Origin of the sequence: Nonomuraea montanisoli, from assembly GCF_013363975.1 — a bacterium.
Taxonomy (GTDB): Bacteria; Actinomycetota; Actinomycetes; order Streptosporangiales; family Streptosporangiaceae; genus Nonomuraea; species Nonomuraea montanisoli.
Genome location: NZ_JABWGN010000003.1, coordinates 33,949 through 49,369, shown reverse-complemented (window position 1 = coordinate 49,369; position 15,421 = coordinate 33,949). Strand labels below are relative to the sequence as shown.

The following is a 15,421-nucleotide window of genomic DNA, read 5'->3' as shown; positions in this document are numbered from 1 at the left end:
AAGAGGGGAACGACATCATGACCATCACCCTGGTGAACCCCGGCGGACTGCCGGAGATCGACGCCTACCGGCAGGTGTCGATCGCGACCGGCTCGAGGCTGGTCTTCGTCGCCGGGCAGGTCGCCTGGGACGCCGACGGGGTCACGGTCGGCGCCGGTGACCTCGCCGCCCAGGTCGAGCAGTGCTACCTCAACATCGGCACCGCCCTGGCGGGGATCGGCGCCTCCTTCGAGCACGTGGCCAAGCTCACCGTCCACGTCGTGGACTGGAACCCCGCCAGGATGCCCCTGCTGATGGAGGGGATCGCGCGGGCGGCGGCCAAGCTGGGGGTCACCCCGGTGCCGCCGGCCACGCTGCTGGGCGTCGCCGCGCTGGACGTGCCCGATCACCTGGTCGAGGTCGAGGCCATCGCGGTCCTCGACTGAGCGAACTCCCGGGTGGGGGGATCCGGCGGGAGCCCTCAGTCCTCCACGTAGTTGGCGATCCTCGCGTGGTCCTCCTCGGTGAGCGGAACCAGCCGGCCCGCGTTCTCGCGGACGAAGTCCTCCACGAGCGCGTCCAGGCCCTGGACGGACGCGGTGACGTAGATCGAGGACACGCCGTTGCTCACGTCGACGCCGGCCGGGATCGGGATCGTCATGCTCGACTGGTCGCCGTTCGTCGTCGCGGGGAGGAGGCGGCGGAGGTTGGACACCTGGGCCGTGGTGCTACCGGCGCCCCTCAGGGAGAGCAGGACGATGCCCGTCAGGATCAGACCGCCGACGACGGTGACGACGCAGACCCGCTCCGACCCGCTCACCCTGATGCGCATGTAGGAACCGAGCGCGAATTCCACGTTCGTGGGCTGGTTCGTGGCCTGCGCCTGGATGAGGGTGTCTTCGTCGTCATTGTCAGCTCCGGTGGGATTGTTGGTCTTCCACGGAGTGATGACGAACTGGTCCACGTCCGCCAGGGAATACACGTTGAACGCCAAGGTGATATCGAATTTGCTGAGTTTGGGAAGCAGGAGGTTCTGTCCGCCGGGAGTGCCGCCCATGGCGGCCGGGAAGCAGAGGCCCACGCCGTCCTCGAGTGACTGGTTGACCGCCCAGATGTGGCTGTTCTCGTCCTGCCAGAAAATCACCTGACCGATCTTCTGGTTGGCGCCGGTGCCGGTCGGACCGAAGTGGGCGAACCCGTTGCGTGCCTGAATCGTTCCCGCGATCTTGCCGATCGTCGTGGCGACAGAGAGAGCAGTGTCCAGCCAGCCCATGATGAATTCCTCCAGTGCATTTCCGCGGCGTTTGGCCACCGACTGCGCCGAAGTTATCAACGTGGTCCGGCTTGCGGCCGATTCGCCCCGGGTGGCTGTCGCCCAATTCCAGTAAGATCTTCCTTTTCGTGGCTACGTGTCGCTGTGGCGATGTCATGGCCGATTCCACCCGTTGTGCCTCCGGGGTTCGTCGACCATGGCGTGATTGACTTTCCGTCGTCAATCGACTCCGTTCCGTGAGGAGGGGCGCCATGCCTCTGGATCCCGCACTCGCCAGCCTCCGCGTCGCGCTCGACGCCGATGACTGCCTGGACGCGTTCGCCCGGGGCGTCGACAGCACCCTGCAACACATCTGGCAGACCAGCCCGAACAGCGGCTGGAGTGACGACTGGGTGAGCCTCGGCGGCATGATCGTCGCCGCGCCGACCGTCTTCCGCGACGCCGAAGGGCGCCTGGAGGTGTTCGCCCCGGGCGTCGACAGCGGCATTCGCCACATCCGGCAGCAGGACGACGGCGGATGGGGCGAGTGGGACGACCTCGGCGGCAAGTCGCTCGGCGGCGAGGTGGCGGTGTTCCAGAACGCCGGAGGGCAGTTGGCCGCGTTCATGCGCGGAGCCGACAGCACGCTTCAGTACATCTGGCAGACCAGCCCGGCCGGGGAGTGGGGCGGGTGGAAGGACCTCGGCGGCAAGCTGCGCAGCGACCCGGCGGTGTTCCAGAACGCCGACGGAACGCTGGAGGTGTTCGTGCGGTGGTCCGACGACGCCGTGTGGCACATCAGGCAGAGCGGCGCCAACGGCGGATGGGGCGCATGGCAGAGCCTCGGCGGCAAGCTGCTCGCCGATCCGGCGGTGTTCCGGGACGCCGACGGATGCCTGGAGGTGTTCGCCGCCCACGGCTCCGACGGCGACTCCGACACCAACCTGTGGTGCGTCAGGCAGACCACCGCCAACGGCGGCTGGGGCGAGTGGGCGAACCTCGGCGGGGACGTCCGCGGCGTCCCGGCGGTCCTCCAGGACGGCCAGGACAACCTCGTCGTCCTCGCCCGTGACAAGAACTCCACCGTGTCGTGGATCTCCCAGGCCGGCGGCGCCTGGGGCTCGTGGCAGTCGCTCGGCGGTGAGGCGAGCGCCGACCCGGTGCTGGCCCGCAGCGCGGACGGCCGGCTGGAGGCCTTCTATCTCGGCTACGACTCCGCCGTCTGGCATACGTGGCAGGAGGCGGGCGGCTCGTGGCGGAACGGCTGGGTGTCGCGCGGCGGCAAGATAGCCAACTTCTGAGACCTGTCCGGGCCGTCGTGGCCGCAGCGCCGGCGGAGGGACGCCGCCGGCGCCGCGCGAGGCGTGTCCCGTAGGCCCCTAGGTCCCTGAGACCCCAGGGCCCTGGAAGTCGCCGAGCGCGTGGCGGATGAGGGTGTCGGCGGCGGCGCGGGCGTGGGCGGCCGTGCCGGGGTCGCGGGAGATCGCGGCCGTGGTCTGGGCGCCCTCGGCGAGCAGGACCAGCTGCGGGGCGAGGTGGCCGGGGCAGCCCGCCTCGTGGACCAGCTCGGTGACGCGCCGCTGGAAGGACGCCTTCTGCTCGCGTACGGCCGCGGCGATCCGGTCGCTGTCGCCGCCCAGCTCGCCGAAGACGTTGATGAAGGCGCAGCCGCGGAAGGCGTCCTCGAGGAACCACTCCGCCAGGAAGTCGAAGACCGCCAGCACCTGGTCGCGCGGTGTCCCGGCCCTGGAGACGGCGCCGGTGACGCCGGTGTCCCACTGGTGCGTACGACGCCGGAGGACGGCCAGGACCAGGTCGTCCTTGGAGGGGAACAGGGCGTAGATGCGCTTCAGCGAGACGCCGGCCTCGGTGCGGACGGTGTCCATGCCGACGGCCTGGACGCCGTGGGCGTAGAACAGCCGGTCGGCGGTGGACACGACTCGTTCACGCGCCGTCTCCTCGTCGATCACGGAACCTCCGGTTTGCGCAGAGAACCATCGTTCTCTACTCTAGCGACGGACAGCGAGAGAACGACCGTTCTCCGCAGAAATGGAGCGCCATCATGGGCCGCATCAAGGTCGGTACCGAGAACAGCACCGACATCGAGCTGTACTACGAGGACCAGGGATCGGGGCAGCCCGTCGTCCTCATCCACGGCTACCCCCTGAACGGGCACAGCTGGGAGCGCCAGACCCGCGAGCTGCTGGCCGCCGGCTACCGGGTCATCACCTACGACCGCCGCGGCTTCGGCCAGTCCAGCAAGGTCGGGAGCGGCTACGACTACGACACCTTCGCCGCCGACCTCAACACCGTGCTGGAGACGCTGGACCTGCGCGAGGTCATCCTCGTCGGGTTCTCGATGGGCACCGGCGAGCTGGCCCGCTACGTGAAGAACCACGGTCACGAGCGGGTCGCCAAGCTCGCCTTCCTGGCGTCGCTGGAGCCGTTCCTGGTGGCGGCCGACGACAACCCCACCGGTGTGCCGCAGTCGGTGTTCGACGGCATCGAGGAGGCCGCCCGGGCCGACCGCTACGCCTGGTTCACGCAGTTCTACAAGGACTTCTACAACCTGGACGAGAACCTGGGCAGCCGCATCAGCCAGGAGGTCGTCACCGCCAACTGGAACACCGCCACCACCTCCGCCCCGGTCGCCGCCTACGCGGTGGTGTCCGCCTGGATCGAGGACTTCCGCGAGGACGTGGCCGCGGTGCGCGCCGCGGGCAAGCCGTCGCTGATCCTGCACGGCACCAAGGACAACATCCTGCCGATCGACGCCACGGGACGCCCCTTCCACCAGGCGTTCCCGGAGGCGGAGTACGTCGAGGTCGAGGGCGCGCCGCACGGCCTGCTCTGGACGCACGCCGCCGAGGTCAACGAGGCGCTGCTGGCCTTCGTCGGCAAGTGACCGCGGCGGGGAGTCACCGCGCGCCGACCACGGCGGGGAGTCACTGTGCGCGGCGACGCGGACGCTCGCCGGCCAGCAGCTCCGCGAGGTGCACGGCGCGCACCCGTGACTTCCTGCGCCGCAGGCCCTGGTCGAGCTGGCGGTAGCAGCCGGGGTTGACGACGGCGACGTAGTCGACCCCGGCCGCCTCGATCTCGTCCAGCTTGGCGTCCAGGACCCGCCGGCTGTCGCGGGGCCTGACCAGGGCGTAGGTGCCGGCCGCGCCGCAGCAGGTCCCGGCCGACGGCAGTTCCACGTACGTGCCGACCCGCTCCAGCATCGCCCGCGGCTCGCGCCAGACGTCCAGGCCGTTGCGCAGGTGGCAGGAGTCCTGGAGGGCGATGCGCGGCCGCCCGGCGGTTTCGGCCGGGTCCCCGCCGGGGGTGTCGCGCTCGTACGCGTACTGCGACAGCTCCTTGACCCGGTCGCGGCCGAGGACGGACGACAGGTGGGCCGCGCAGCCGCCGGAGGTGGTCACGATCGTTCCCGGCAGCCGCCGGCCCAGCTCCTCGGCCATCCGGCGGCCCCGGGCCGAGTCGCCGTTGTGGGCGTGCAGGGCGCCGCAGCAGCCCTGCGCCGCCGGGGCGGCCAGCTCGGGGAACAGCCGCCGGGCCGCCCGGCTGACCTTGGGGAACAGGGCGCGTTCGAAGCAGCCCAGCATCAGGGACGGGCCCTGCGGCCCGCCGCGGGTGCGGGCGTGACGGCGCAGCAGCCCCAGCAGCCGTACCCGCCAGCGGGCGTCGACCAGGATCATCAGCAGCCGGGCGACCAGCGGCCGGCCGGTGCCCTGCCACTGTTGGTCGCGCCACTCCTCCAGCAGGTCCCCGTACTGCACGCCGGCCGGGCAGACCGTCTCGCACGCCCGGCAGCCGAGGCAGAAGGCCGCCTCCTCCCGCACCCGCGGGTCGTCGGCGGGCAGGATGCCCTCGTCCAGGGCGCGCATGAGGTCGATGCGGCCGCGCGGCGAGGACGTCTCGTCCTTGGTCAGCGCGTACGTGGGGCAGGCCGGCAGGCAGAAGCCGCAGGCGATGCAGCGGTTGAGCAGGTCGGGGGTGAAACCGGTCATGAGCCGGCCTTTCCGGGATTGAGGATGCCCGCCGGGTCGAAGGCGGCCTTGATCCGGCGTTGCAGGTCGATCTGGGCGGCGCCGAGCCGCTCGGTGAGGTAGGGGAGCTTGGCGGCGCCGACGCCGTGCTCCCCGGTGATGGTGCCGCCGAGCCGCATCGCGGTCCGGAAGATCTCGCCGAAGGCGAGGTGCGCGCGCTCGGCCGCCTCGTCGTCGCCCTTGTCGATGACGCACGTCGGGTGCAGGTTGCCGTCGCCGGCGTGCCCGAACGTGGCGATCGTGACCTCGTGCCGCCCGGCGATGTCGTCGATGTGGCCGACCATCTCGGCGATGCGGGGACGGGGCACGCCGACGTCCTCCAGGATGGTGATCGAGCCGAGCCGGGACAGCGCGGGCAGCGTGCAGCGGCGCGCGGCCAGCAGGGCCTCCGACTCGGCGGCGTGGCCGGCCACGGACACCTCGATCGCGCCGGTGTCCCGGCACAGCTCCGCCATGCGGTCGAGCCGCTGGGCGACGGCCGCGGGCTCGCCGTCGTCGCCGAAGATGAGCAGCGCTCCGGCGTCGCGCCGGAGCCCGAGCCGGGCGTGCTGCTCGACCGCGTCGACGCAGCGGGCGTCGAGGAACTCCAGGGTGGCCGGGACGATGCCGGCGGCGATGACGCGGGTCACGGCGCGTCCGGCGTCGGCCAGGGTGGGGAAGTAGGCCAGGCCGTTGCCGGCGGTCCCGGGGGCGGGCAGCAGCGCCAGCGTGACCTCGGTGATCACGCCGAGGGTGCCCTCGGAGCCGGTGAGCAGCCGGGTGAGGTCGTAGCCGGCGACGTCCTTCCAGAGCCGGCCGCCGGTGCGGATGACCTCGCCGGTGCCCAGCACCGCCTCCAGGCCCAGCACGTAGTTGCGGGTGACGCCGTACTTGAGGCCGCGCAGCCCGCCGGCGCAGGTGGCGACGGTGCCGCCGATCGTGGCCACGCTCCTGCTGCCGGGGTCGGGCGCGTAGAGCAGGCCGTGGGCCGCGGCGGCGTCGGCGAGCGCGGCGGAGGTGACGCCGGGCTGCGACACGGCGAGCAGTTCCTCCGCGCTGATCTCCAGGATGCGGTCGAGCCGGGTCAGGACCAGCACGATGCCGCCCTCCAGGGGGACGGTGGCCGAGCACAGGTTGGAGCCGGCGCCGCGGGGGACGACGGGGATGCCCCGCGCGCCGGCCAGGCGGAGCACGGCCGCGACCTCCTCGGTGGAGGCCGGGTGGACGACGGCGCCGGGCCGGGCGCGGAACAGGGGAGTGGCGTCCCGGGCGTAGGGGGTCACGTCGCCGTCGGCGTGCCGTACGTGCTCGGCGCCGACGATCGCGCGCAGCTCGCGCAGCGTGGCGGCGTCCAGCGGCTCCCCGGTCGCGGTGGTCTTCACGGGCATGTACCGCAAACTAACAGCATTCTGTATAGCGGTCTAGTGTTCCATTGTATGGAATGCCGATCATCATGCGGTTTCGTGCGGTCAGCGACCCGGAGGGTTGACAGTCGCATGCCGGGGTGGTGTCCTATTCCCAATTCAGAACTGCATTCTGCGATACGGAATAGGCGCCATGTGGGAAGGACGACTCCGCCGGGACGCCCGGCCACCGCGCCCGGGCCGCGCGTCACCAGCGAGATCGCCGCGGACGGGACCGCGAGGGAAGAGCGAAGAGCCCGGGGTGGCGCACCTCCTCTCCTGATCGGCGTTCCGTTGAACGGAATGATCATCAACAAAACAGACAGAAGGCTATACTCGCCACTTCAGCGGGCCCTCGGGCCCGCCGTGCTCCGCAAGGGAACAGCCCCATGGCACGCATCGTGTTCATCGGCGCCGGCAGCGTCGAATTCACCAAGAATGTCCTCTCGGACATCCTGACATTTCCAGAACTGGGGGAGTCCACCCTCGTCCTGCATGACATCGACGCCGACCGGCTGGCCACGGCCGAGGCCATGGCCATCTGGATGGTGGGCGCGCTCGGCCTCGGCGCCAAGGTGGAGGCCCATCTCGACCGGCGCGCCGCCGTGGAGGGCGCCGACTACGTGATCAACGAGATCGCCGTCGGCGGCCACGCCGCCACCGTCCGCGACTTCGAGATCCCCCGCCGCCACGGCCTGCGCCAGACGATCGGCGACACCCTCGGCATCGGCGGCATCTTCCGCGCCCTGCGCACCATCCCCGTCATGGTGGGCCTCGGCGAGGACCTGGCCGAGCTCGCCCCGCACGCGCTGCTGCTCAGCTACACCAACCCGATGTCGATGATCCCGCGGGCCGTCTACGAGGGCAGCTCGTTCGACCGGGTCGTGGGCCTGTGCCACTCGGTGCGCGACACCCAGGCCCGCCTGGCCTCCCTCGTCGGCGTGCCGGAGGAGGAGGTCTCGTTCATCACCGCGGGGGTCAACCACCAGGCGTTCGTGCTGACCTTCGAGCGCGGCGGCGAGAACCTCTACCCGGTGCTGGACGAGGTCATCGCGAACGACCCCGAGCTGCGCCGCACCGTGCGGGTGGAGATGTACCGCCGGCTGGGGCACTTCCCCACCGAGTCCAGCGAGCACGGCTCGGAGTACCTGCCCTGGTTCCTGCACCACGACGCCGAGGTGGAGCGCCTGCGCATCCCCGTCGAGATCTACCTGCGGTGGTCGCAGGAGAACGTCGACACCTTCGAGGAGACGCGCCGGCGGCTGGCCGCGGGCGAGGGCGTGGAGATCGAGCCCGCCATGGAGCTGGCCTCCGAGGTCATCCACTCGATCGAGACGGGCACCCGCAGGATCGTCCACGGCAACGTCCGCAACGGCGGCCTGATCGGCAACCTGCCCGACGCCGCCTGCGTCGAGGTGCCCTGTGTCGTGGACCGGGCCGGCGTGCGCCCCACCCGGATCGGCGACCTGCCGCCCCAGCTCGCCGCGCTCAACCAGACGTTCCTCAACGTCGGAGAGCTGACCGTGCGCGCCGCCCTCGAAGGCCGCCGCGACCACGTCTACCACGCGGCCATGCTCGACCCCAACACCTCCGCCACGCTCACGCTCCAGCAGATCCACGACATGGTGGACGAGATGATCGCCGCTCACGGCGACCTGCTTCCCGAGGGGATCCGATGAGACGCGCAGTGACCGCCGCGGCCGCCGCCCTGCTCCTGCCCGCCCTGCTGACCGCGTGCGGCGGCGACGGGACGGAGCAGAGGGCCGGCGGGCCCGTGGAGATCCTCATGTGGCACGGCCAGGAGGACACCTCCGCCAAGTCCATCGAGCGGCTCGTCGCCACGTTCAACCAGACGCACACGGACGTCAAGGTGCAGATCACCTCCGGCGGCGTCACGGCCGACGGCATGCTGCCCAAGATCACCGCGGCGCTCACCTCGGACGCCCACCCCGACATCGCCTACCTGTACGGCTCGTGGGCGCCCAACATCGCGCGCAACCCCAAGACCGCCGACCTCACCCCGTACATCAAGGACCCGGCGGTGAAGTGGGAGGACTTCTGGGCCAGCGAGCGCGCGACGGTCACCGTCGGCGGCAAGATCATCGGCTTCCCCGCGGTGGTCGACAACATGGTCGTCCTCTACAACAAGAAGCTGCTGGCCAAGGCGGGCCTCAAGCCGCCGTCGAAGGACTGGACGTGGGACGACTTCCGCGCCATGTCCAAGCGGGCCACCGACGCCCGGGCCGGGGTCTTCGGCACCACGTGGCCGATCAGCGGCGGCGAGGAGGCGGTGTGGGGCCTGTGGCCGCTGGTGTGGCAGTCCGGCGGCGAGATCCTCACGGCCGACAACAAGAAGGCGGCCTTCAACTCCGAGGCCGGGCGGCGCTCGCTCGACCTGCTGCGCTCGATGGCGGTGGACGACAAGTCCGTCTACCTCGACTCCAGCCCGGCCGAGAAGGGCCAGAAGCTGTTCGAGTCGGGACGGCTCGCGTTCTTCCTGTCCGGCCCGTGGGTGCTGCCCGACCTGCAGGCGGCCGGGGTGGACTACGGCGTGGTCCAGCTCCCGGGCACCGCGGGCAACCACGAGACCATCTCCGGCCCCGACACCTGGACGGTCTTCGAGCACGACGAGCGGCGGGTCAAGGCGTCGGCGACGTTCCTCACCTGGCTCACCGCGCCCGAGCAGCAGCTGCAGTGGATGAAGGACACCGGCTCCCTGCCGATCCGGGCGTCGATCTCGGAGCAGCCCGGCTACGACGACTACCTGAAGAAGTACCCCGGCATCGACGTCATCTCCGGCAACCTGGCCAACGCCAAGCGCGTGCGCCCGCCGACCACGTCGTACCCGCGGATCTCCTCGTTCGTCGCCGACGCCATCGCCCGGACCCTGCTCGGCCGGGCCGACGCCAAGTCGGCGCTGGACGAGGCGGCCGCCAAGACGGACGCGGCGCTCGCCGTGCCGGGCTCGTGACGAGCACCGCGACGGCGCTGAGCCGCGCCTCCCGCCACACCGCGCCACCCGACCGGCGCAAACTGGCCGACAACATCACCGGGTGGACCTTCGCCGGGCCCGCCACGCTGATCATCCTCGGCTTCTCGCTGGTCCCGATGGCGTGGGCGCTCGCCCTGTCGTTCACGGACTCCGACCTCATGTCGCCGGGCCGCGACGTGGGGCTGGAGAACTACCGGGCGCTGGTCGCCGACCCGGTCTTCCACCAGGCGCTGCGCAACACCGCGCTGCTGCTGTTCCTGTACCTGCCGGCGTCGCTGGTCGCGGGGCTGGCCGTGGCGGTGCTGCTCAACCGCAAGGTGCGCGGCATCGGCTTCTACCGCACCTGCTTCCTCGTGCCGTACGTCGCCTCGGCCACCGCGGCCGGCCTGCTCATGGGCTACATCTTCGACCGCGACTTCGGCCTGTTCAACGGCATGCTGGTCAAGCTGGGCCTGCCCGCCCAGGGGCTGTTGAGCAGCCCGTCGCAGGCCATGCTCGTGCTGACCGTGATCTTCTTCTGGACGCGGTTCGGGTTCTCGGTGGTGATCTACCTGGCGGCGCTCCAGGAGATCAGCAAGGAGGTCGTGGAGGCCGCCGCCATCGACGGCGCCGGACGGTGGGCGACCTTCCGGCACGTCATCGTGCCGTCGGTGCGGCACATGACGGTCTTCCTGGCGGTCTGGGGGATGATCGACGTGCTGCAGTTCTTCGACCTGGTCATGACGACCACGAAGGGCGGCCCGGCCAACGCGACGGTGACCATCGTCTACTACGTCTGGCAGCTCGCCTTCACCTACTTCACCGCCGGGTACGGCGCGGCCGTGGCGTACGTGCTGTTCGCCGGCACGCTCGTGCTGATCGTGGCCGGCCTGCTGCTCGCCCGGCGCAGGGGAGCGATGCGATGAGACGGCGCAGGCTTCCCAGCGGCTGGCACCTGGTGCTGGCGCCCATGTCGCTCGTCACCGTGCTGCCGTTCGTGTGGATGGTGCTCAGCTCGCTGATGACCCAGGCGGAGCTCAACCGGTTCCCGCCGCCGATCTGGCCCGACGCCGTCGACCTGGGCGGCTACCAGAGGGTGCTGGAGGGGTCGAACTTCCCGCGCTGGTTCCTCAACAGCGTCCTCGTCTCCGGGGCCATCGTGGTGGCCCAGGTGGTGCTGTGCGGCATGGCCGGCTACGCCTTCGCCCGCATCAGGTTCGTCGGCTCGCGGCTCGTGCTCGTCCTGGTCATCGCCACGGCGCTGATCCCGTTCCAGCTCACCGTCATCCCGACGTTCCTCATCTTCAACAAGGTCGGGCTCACCGACACGCTGGGCGCGCTGATCGTGCCCCAGCTCAGCTCGGCGGTGGGCATCTACCTGATGACGTCGTTCTTCCAGTCGTTCCCCAAGGAGCTGGAGGAGGCCGGCCGCATCGACGGCTGCTCGCGTTTCGCCGTGTTCTTCCGGGTGGTGCTGCCGGTGGCCAAGCCGGCCCTGGCCGCGCTGGCCGTCATCACCTTCATCACGGCCTGGAACGACCTGTTCTGGCCGCTGGTCGTCATCAACTCGGAGGCGAAGTACACCGTGCAGGTGGGGCTGACCACGTTCCAGGGCCAGCACCGCGCCGACTGGCCCGCGGTCATGGCCGGGACGGTGCTCACCACGCTGCCGGTGCTCGGCGTCTTCCTGTTCGGCCAGCGCCGCTTCATCCAGGCGCTGACCGGCGCGGTCAAGGGATGAGGTCCCGTGCGGGCGGCCGGACCGCCCGCACGGGCTCACATGACGGCGAGCTGGCCGCCGTCGATGACGAGCTCGGTCCCGTGCACGAACGCCGCGTCGTCGGAGGCGAGGAACGCGTAGCCGGCGGCGACCTCCTCGGCCAGGCCCGCCCGGCCGAGCGGGATGTGGTCGCGCTCGTACGCCGAGACGAAGCCGCCCTCCAGCCCCGCCGCGATGGCGGAGTTGAGCGGGGTGCGGATGTAGCCGGGGCACAGCGCGTTGACCCGGATGCCGTGCCCTCCCAGCTCGACCGCCATCGTCCTGGTCAGCAGCAGCACGCCGGCCTTGGAGGCGTTGTAGTGGGCGTAGTCGCCCTCCCCGCCGATCCCGTTCGTGGAGGACATGTTGAGGATCACCCCGCCGCCGCCCTGCGCCACCAGCAGCCGCGCGGCCGCCTGGGCGACGAGGAACATGCCGCGCAGGTTGACCGCCATGATCCGGTCCCAGTGCTCCGGCGTGATCTCCAGGAACGGCTCGCGCCAGGCGGTGCCGGCGTTGTTGACCAGCACGTCCAGCCCGCCGAGCGCGGTGGCGGCGCCGTCGACCAGGCCGGTCGCGTCGCTCTCGGAGCTGACGTCTCCGGCCAGGCCGCTCACCTCGCCCAGCGGCGCCAGCTCCGCCACGGCGCGCTCCACCTCGTCGGGGTCCAGCCCGCCGATCACGACGCGGGAGCCCTCCTCGAGGAAGCGCCGGGCGGTGGCGGCGCCGATGCCGCTGCTGCCCCCGCTGACCAGCACCCTCTTGCCCGTAAGTCCACGCATGACGATCCCTTCTCCTGCTCTGTGCCTTTCGCCTGCTCGGCGCTCAGCGCACGGCGCCGCGGGCGGCGACGCGCAGTTCGGTGACGACCCGGCCGTCCTCGACACCGCACGCCACGTCGAACAGGTTCGTGACGGTGCAGGCGTGCCCCGGGATGAGCTGTACCCGGGTGCCGACCGGCAGCTCGCCCTCGCGGGCGTGCTCCGGGTCGAGCCGGGCGACGGCGTGCTCCTCGTTGAGGAAGTCCATGCGCAGCCACGGGATGCCGGCGGCCCGGATCCAGCCGGGCGAGCCCGCGTTGTCGGAGGTGAGGCACTTGGTGCCGGCGTCCAGCACGACGCGGTCGGGCGAGGGGCGGGCGATGACGGTGGCCAGCACGCGCGAGGCCGCGCTGTCCTCGGTGGCGACGCCCAGGCGCATCATGGCGGTGTCGTTGAAGATGTAGGTGCCGGGCCGGATCTCGGTCACCCCGGCGACCCCGGCGACGTGCCGGGCGGTGGGGGTGCTGCCGACGCTGATCTCGCGCAGCCCGATGCCGTCGCGGGCGCACAGCTCGGCGGTGGCGACCAGGTCGGTGCCCTCGCGGCGGGAGACCTCGGCCAACTCGGCGGGCGTGCGCGCGTGGTAGGCGTGGCCGGCCAGGGTGAGCAGCCCGACGACCTCGACGCCGGGGATCGCCGCGATCTCGGCGACCAGGTCGGCGGTGGGGCGTCCGGGCGGGCGGCCCAGCCGGTGCTGGCCGGTGTCGACCTCCACCAGCACCTCGACGGGCGAGCCGGTGCGCAGGCCGAGCCGGCCCAGGCCGGCGGCGATCTCGGGGGAGTCGAGGCTGACGCGCACGGTGGCGCGCTCGCGCAGGGCCTCCAGGCGCCGCAGCTTGGGCTCTCCCCAGACCGGGAAGGCGAGCAGGATGTCGTCGATCCCGGCGTCGGCCATGATCTCGGCCTCGCCGAGCTTGGCGCACGTGATGCCGCGCGCCCCGGCCTCGATCTGCATGAGGGCCAGCTCCGGCATCTTGTGGGTCTTGATGTGGGGGCGCAGCGCCACGCCGTGCGTGGCGGCCACCTTCGCCATCTCGGCCACGTTGGCGCGGACCGCGCCCAGGTCGATGAGGAGTGCCGGGGTGTCGAGCTCGGGATACATGGTGTCCTCTCGGCCGCACGGCGGATACGGCACGAAGCTAGCACTGGTTCCGCTTCATGGTCCAGCGTTCTGTTAGGCGGAACATTGTGGCAGAGGCCACTTTCGGTGGCTCCGGGCGGGTCGTCCGGGGCCCTGCGGGGCCAGGCTTGGCGTCCTTCGCGGGGCGGGCGAGGGTGCGCCGGGCGCCCCCTCCAGGGTGGCGTTCCCGCCTGAGAGGACGGGGTTCCCCTTGACAGGTCGCGAGCGCGGATGATGTCCTGACAGCGATTCAGAATAGCGTTCCATCATACGGAATAACATGAGGAAGTAGGCAGATATGAGGCTAGGAACGGTCCGCGTCGGGGACGGAGCCAGGCTCCCCGCCGTGGAGAGGGACGGGCTCTGGCATGCCCTGGACATCCCGGCGGGCGTCACCCTGGAGGCGCTGCTCGCGCAGGGCCCCGAGGAGACGCGGCGCGCGGCCGCCGGCGCCGTCGGGCCGCTGCCCGGCGCGGTGCCGGTGGCGCCGCTGCGGCCGGGCAAGATCGTCGCCATCGGCCTCAACTACCTCGACCACATCCGCGAGACCGGGATGGACAAGCCCGCGCGCCCGCTGATGTTCGCCAAGTTCCCCTCCAGCGTGATCGGCCCCGGCGAGGCCGTCGTCATCGACTCCGGGCTGACCGGCAGCGTCGACTGGGAGGTGGAGCTGGCCGTCGTCGTCGGCACGCCCCTGCGGCACGCCGGTCCCGCCGAGGCGCTGGCCGGAGTCGCCGGCTACACCGTGGCCAACGACGTCTCGGCCCGCGACCTGCAGTTCTCCGACGGCCAGTGGACGCGGGGCAAGAGCCTCGACACCTTCTGCCCCCTCGGGCCCGTCGTCGTGACCCCCGACGAGCTGGGCGACCCGCAGGCGCTGCGCCTGCGCACCGTGGTCAACGGCGAGACCGTGCAGGACTCCAGCACCGCGGAGATGCTCTTCGGCGTCGCCGAGCTGCTGTCGTTCTGCTCGGCCTCCTTCACCCTCGAACCCGGGGACGTCGTGCTCACCGGCACCCCATGGGGCTGCGGCGCGTTCATGGACCCGCCGCGCTCCCTGAGCCCCGGCGACGTGGTCGAGGTCAGCGTGGAGGGCATCGGCGAGCTGCGCAACCCCGTCGTGGACGGCACCCGATGAGGGCGGTGGTGTTCACCGCGCCGGGCGTCGTCGAGCTGCGCGACGTGCCCGAGCCGGAGCCCGGCCCCGGCGAGGTGCTCGTCCACGTGGCCGCCTCCGGCATCTGCGGCAGCGAGCTGCACGGCGTGCGCACCCCGGGCTTCCGCGTGCCGCCGCTGGTCATGGGCCACGAGTTCGCCGGCAGCACCGACGACGGGCGCCGGGTGGTCGCCAACCCGATCCTGTCGTGCGGGCGCTGCGACCTGTGCGCCGCCGGCCTGCGCAACGTGTGCCGGGAGCGGCGCATCGTGGGCGTCCACACGCCCGGCGCGTTCGCCGAGCGGGTCGCCGTGCCCGCCGGGGCCCTCGTCCCGGTGCCCGACTCGCTCGGCTGGACGGCCGCCGGAGTCGTGGAGCCCGCGGCCAACGCCGTGCACGCCTGGGAGCTGGCCGGCGCCCCGGCGGGCGCCCGGGTGGGCGTGATCGGGGCCGGCGCCATCGGCCTGGCCTGCCTGCTGGTCGCCAGGTCGGGCGGCGCCGCCCGGGTCGAGGTGGCCGACCGCTCCGAGGAGCGCCTGGCCGCCGCCTCCCGGCTCGGCGCCGACGCGGCAGTCTCCCGGCTGTCGGGCGAGTACGACGTGATCTTCGACGCGGTGGGGGCCGCCGTCACCCACGAGCAGTCGCTGGCCCTCCTGCGGCCCGGCGGAGCGGCGGTCTGGCTCGGCCTGGCCGACAGCGACGCCGCGTTCGACGCGGCCGCCCTGGTCCGGGGCGAGAAGCGGGTGCTCGGGTCCTTCGCCTACCGCGACGCCGACTTCGCCGCCGCCGTGGACCTCGTCGGGCGGTGGGACCTGAGCTGGGTGGACACCTTTCCGCTGGAGGAGGGGGCGGAGGTGTTCACCGCTCTCATGAACGGCCGCGCCACCCCGGTCAAGGCGTTACTCGCCCCCTGACCGCGGCAGCCCTCCTCC

The 15,421-nt window shown here is 71.7% G+C and carries 15 protein-coding genes; 9 read left to right on the top strand and 6 right to left on the bottom strand.

Features of this window, described 5'->3' with window-relative positions:
- Positions 1–17: 17 nt before the first annotated feature.
- Entirely contained in the window at positions 18–425 is a 408-nt protein-coding gene (locus HTZ77_RS07135; protein ID WP_175588676.1) for a RidA family protein, read from the top strand.
- A gap of 35 nt (positions 426–460) precedes the next feature.
- Here HTZ77_RS07135 and HTZ77_RS07130 read toward each other — a convergent pair whose 3' ends face one another.
- Positions 461–1,252 carry a hypothetical protein gene (locus tag HTZ77_RS07130; protein ID WP_175588675.1) on the bottom strand — a complete coding sequence of 264 codons (792 nt, stop codon included), beginning with the start codon at positions 1,250–1,252 and terminating at the stop codon, positions 461–463.
- Positions 1,253–1,503: 251 nt separating this feature from the next.
- Between HTZ77_RS07130 and HTZ77_RS07125 the strand changes: the two genes are divergently transcribed.
- Positions 1,504–2,532, top strand: a complete 1,029-nt coding sequence (locus HTZ77_RS07125; RefSeq protein WP_175588674.1) for a hypothetical protein — start codon at positions 1,504–1,506, stop codon at positions 2,530–2,532.
- Positions 2,533–2,610: 78 nt separating this feature from the next.
- Here the strand turns inward: HTZ77_RS07125 and HTZ77_RS07120 are convergent, their stop codons facing one another.
- Entirely contained in the window at positions 2,611–3,201 is a 591-nt protein-coding gene (locus HTZ77_RS07120) for a TetR/AcrR family transcriptional regulator (protein ID WP_175588673.1), read from the bottom strand.
- A gap of 92 nt (positions 3,202–3,293) precedes the next feature.
- Here HTZ77_RS07120 and HTZ77_RS07115 point away from each other — a divergent pair, with 92 nt between their 5' ends.
- Positions 3,294–4,136 carry an alpha/beta fold hydrolase gene (locus HTZ77_RS07115; protein ID WP_175588672.1) on the top strand — a complete coding sequence of 281 codons (843 nt, stop codon included), beginning with the start codon at positions 3,294–3,296 and terminating at the stop codon, positions 4,134–4,136.
- A 40-nt stretch (positions 4,137–4,176) separates the two neighbouring features.
- Here HTZ77_RS07115 and HTZ77_RS07110 read toward each other — a convergent pair whose 3' ends face one another.
- Positions 4,177–5,241: a (Fe-S)-binding protein gene (locus HTZ77_RS07110; RefSeq protein WP_175588671.1), complete on the bottom strand. Its 1,065-nt coding sequence runs from the start codon at positions 5,239–5,241 to the stop codon at positions 4,177–4,179.
- Positions 5,238–6,647: an FAD-binding oxidoreductase gene (locus HTZ77_RS07105; protein WP_175588670.1), complete on the bottom strand. Its 1,410-nt coding sequence runs from the start codon at positions 6,645–6,647 to the stop codon at positions 5,238–5,240. Before HTZ77_RS07105 ends, HTZ77_RS07110 begins: the two co-directional genes overlap by 4 nt.
- A gap of 404 nt (positions 6,648–7,051) precedes the next feature.
- Between HTZ77_RS07105 and melA the strand changes: the two genes are divergently transcribed.
- Genes melA through HTZ77_RS07085 form a run of 4 tightly spaced genes read left to right on the top strand, consistent with a single transcriptional unit; the run spans position 7,052 to position 11,374 of the window.
- The gene (gene melA, locus HTZ77_RS07100; RefSeq protein WP_175588669.1) at positions 7,052–8,341 is read left to right on the top strand and encodes an alpha-glucosidase/alpha-galactosidase; all 1,290 of its coding nucleotides are present in this window, start codon (positions 7,052–7,054) and stop codon (positions 8,339–8,341) included.
- Complete coding sequence (locus HTZ77_RS07095) at positions 8,338–9,633, top strand: ABC transporter substrate-binding protein (RefSeq protein WP_175588668.1); 1,296 nt, start codon at positions 8,338–8,340, stop codon at positions 9,631–9,633. The genes melA and HTZ77_RS07095 overlap by 4 nt, the downstream gene beginning before the upstream one ends.
- The gene (locus HTZ77_RS07090; protein WP_175588667.1) at positions 9,630–10,559 is read left to right on the top strand and encodes a carbohydrate ABC transporter permease; all 930 of its coding nucleotides are present in this window, start codon (positions 9,630–9,632) and stop codon (positions 10,557–10,559) included. The genes HTZ77_RS07095 and HTZ77_RS07090 overlap by 4 nt, the downstream gene beginning before the upstream one ends.
- Positions 10,556–11,374, top strand: coding sequence for a carbohydrate ABC transporter permease (locus HTZ77_RS07085; protein WP_175588666.1), 819 nt, complete (start codon positions 10,556–10,558; stop codon positions 11,372–11,374). The genes HTZ77_RS07090 and HTZ77_RS07085 overlap by 4 nt, the downstream gene beginning before the upstream one ends.
- A gap of 35 nt (positions 11,375–11,409) precedes the next feature.
- On the opposite strand, the gene HTZ77_RS07080 is transcribed toward HTZ77_RS07085, so the two are convergent.
- Together HTZ77_RS07080 and HTZ77_RS07075 are read right to left on the bottom strand one after the other, a co-directional pair.
- Positions 11,410–12,174 (bottom strand): SDR family NAD(P)-dependent oxidoreductase, encoded by a 765-nt coding sequence (locus HTZ77_RS07080; protein ID WP_175588665.1) that lies wholly within the window; start codon positions 12,172–12,174, stop codon positions 11,410–11,412.
- A 43-nt stretch (positions 12,175–12,217) separates the two neighbouring features.
- A complete protein-coding gene (locus HTZ77_RS07075) occupies positions 12,218–13,315 on the bottom strand; it encodes an alanine racemase (protein WP_175588664.1) in 1,098 nt (365 codons plus the stop codon).
- Positions 13,316–13,679: 364 nt separating this feature from the next.
- On the opposite strand from HTZ77_RS07075, the gene HTZ77_RS07070 reads away from it, so the two are divergent.
- Positions 13,680–14,471, top strand: a complete 792-nt coding sequence (locus HTZ77_RS07070) for a fumarylacetoacetate hydrolase family protein (protein WP_205302280.1) — start codon at positions 13,680–13,682, stop codon at positions 14,469–14,471.
- A complete protein-coding gene (locus HTZ77_RS07065) occupies positions 14,468–15,403 on the top strand; it encodes a zinc-binding dehydrogenase (protein WP_175588662.1) in 936 nt (311 codons plus the stop codon). Before HTZ77_RS07070 ends, HTZ77_RS07065 begins: the two co-directional genes overlap by 4 nt.
- Positions 15,404–15,421: the final 18 nt, after the last annotated feature.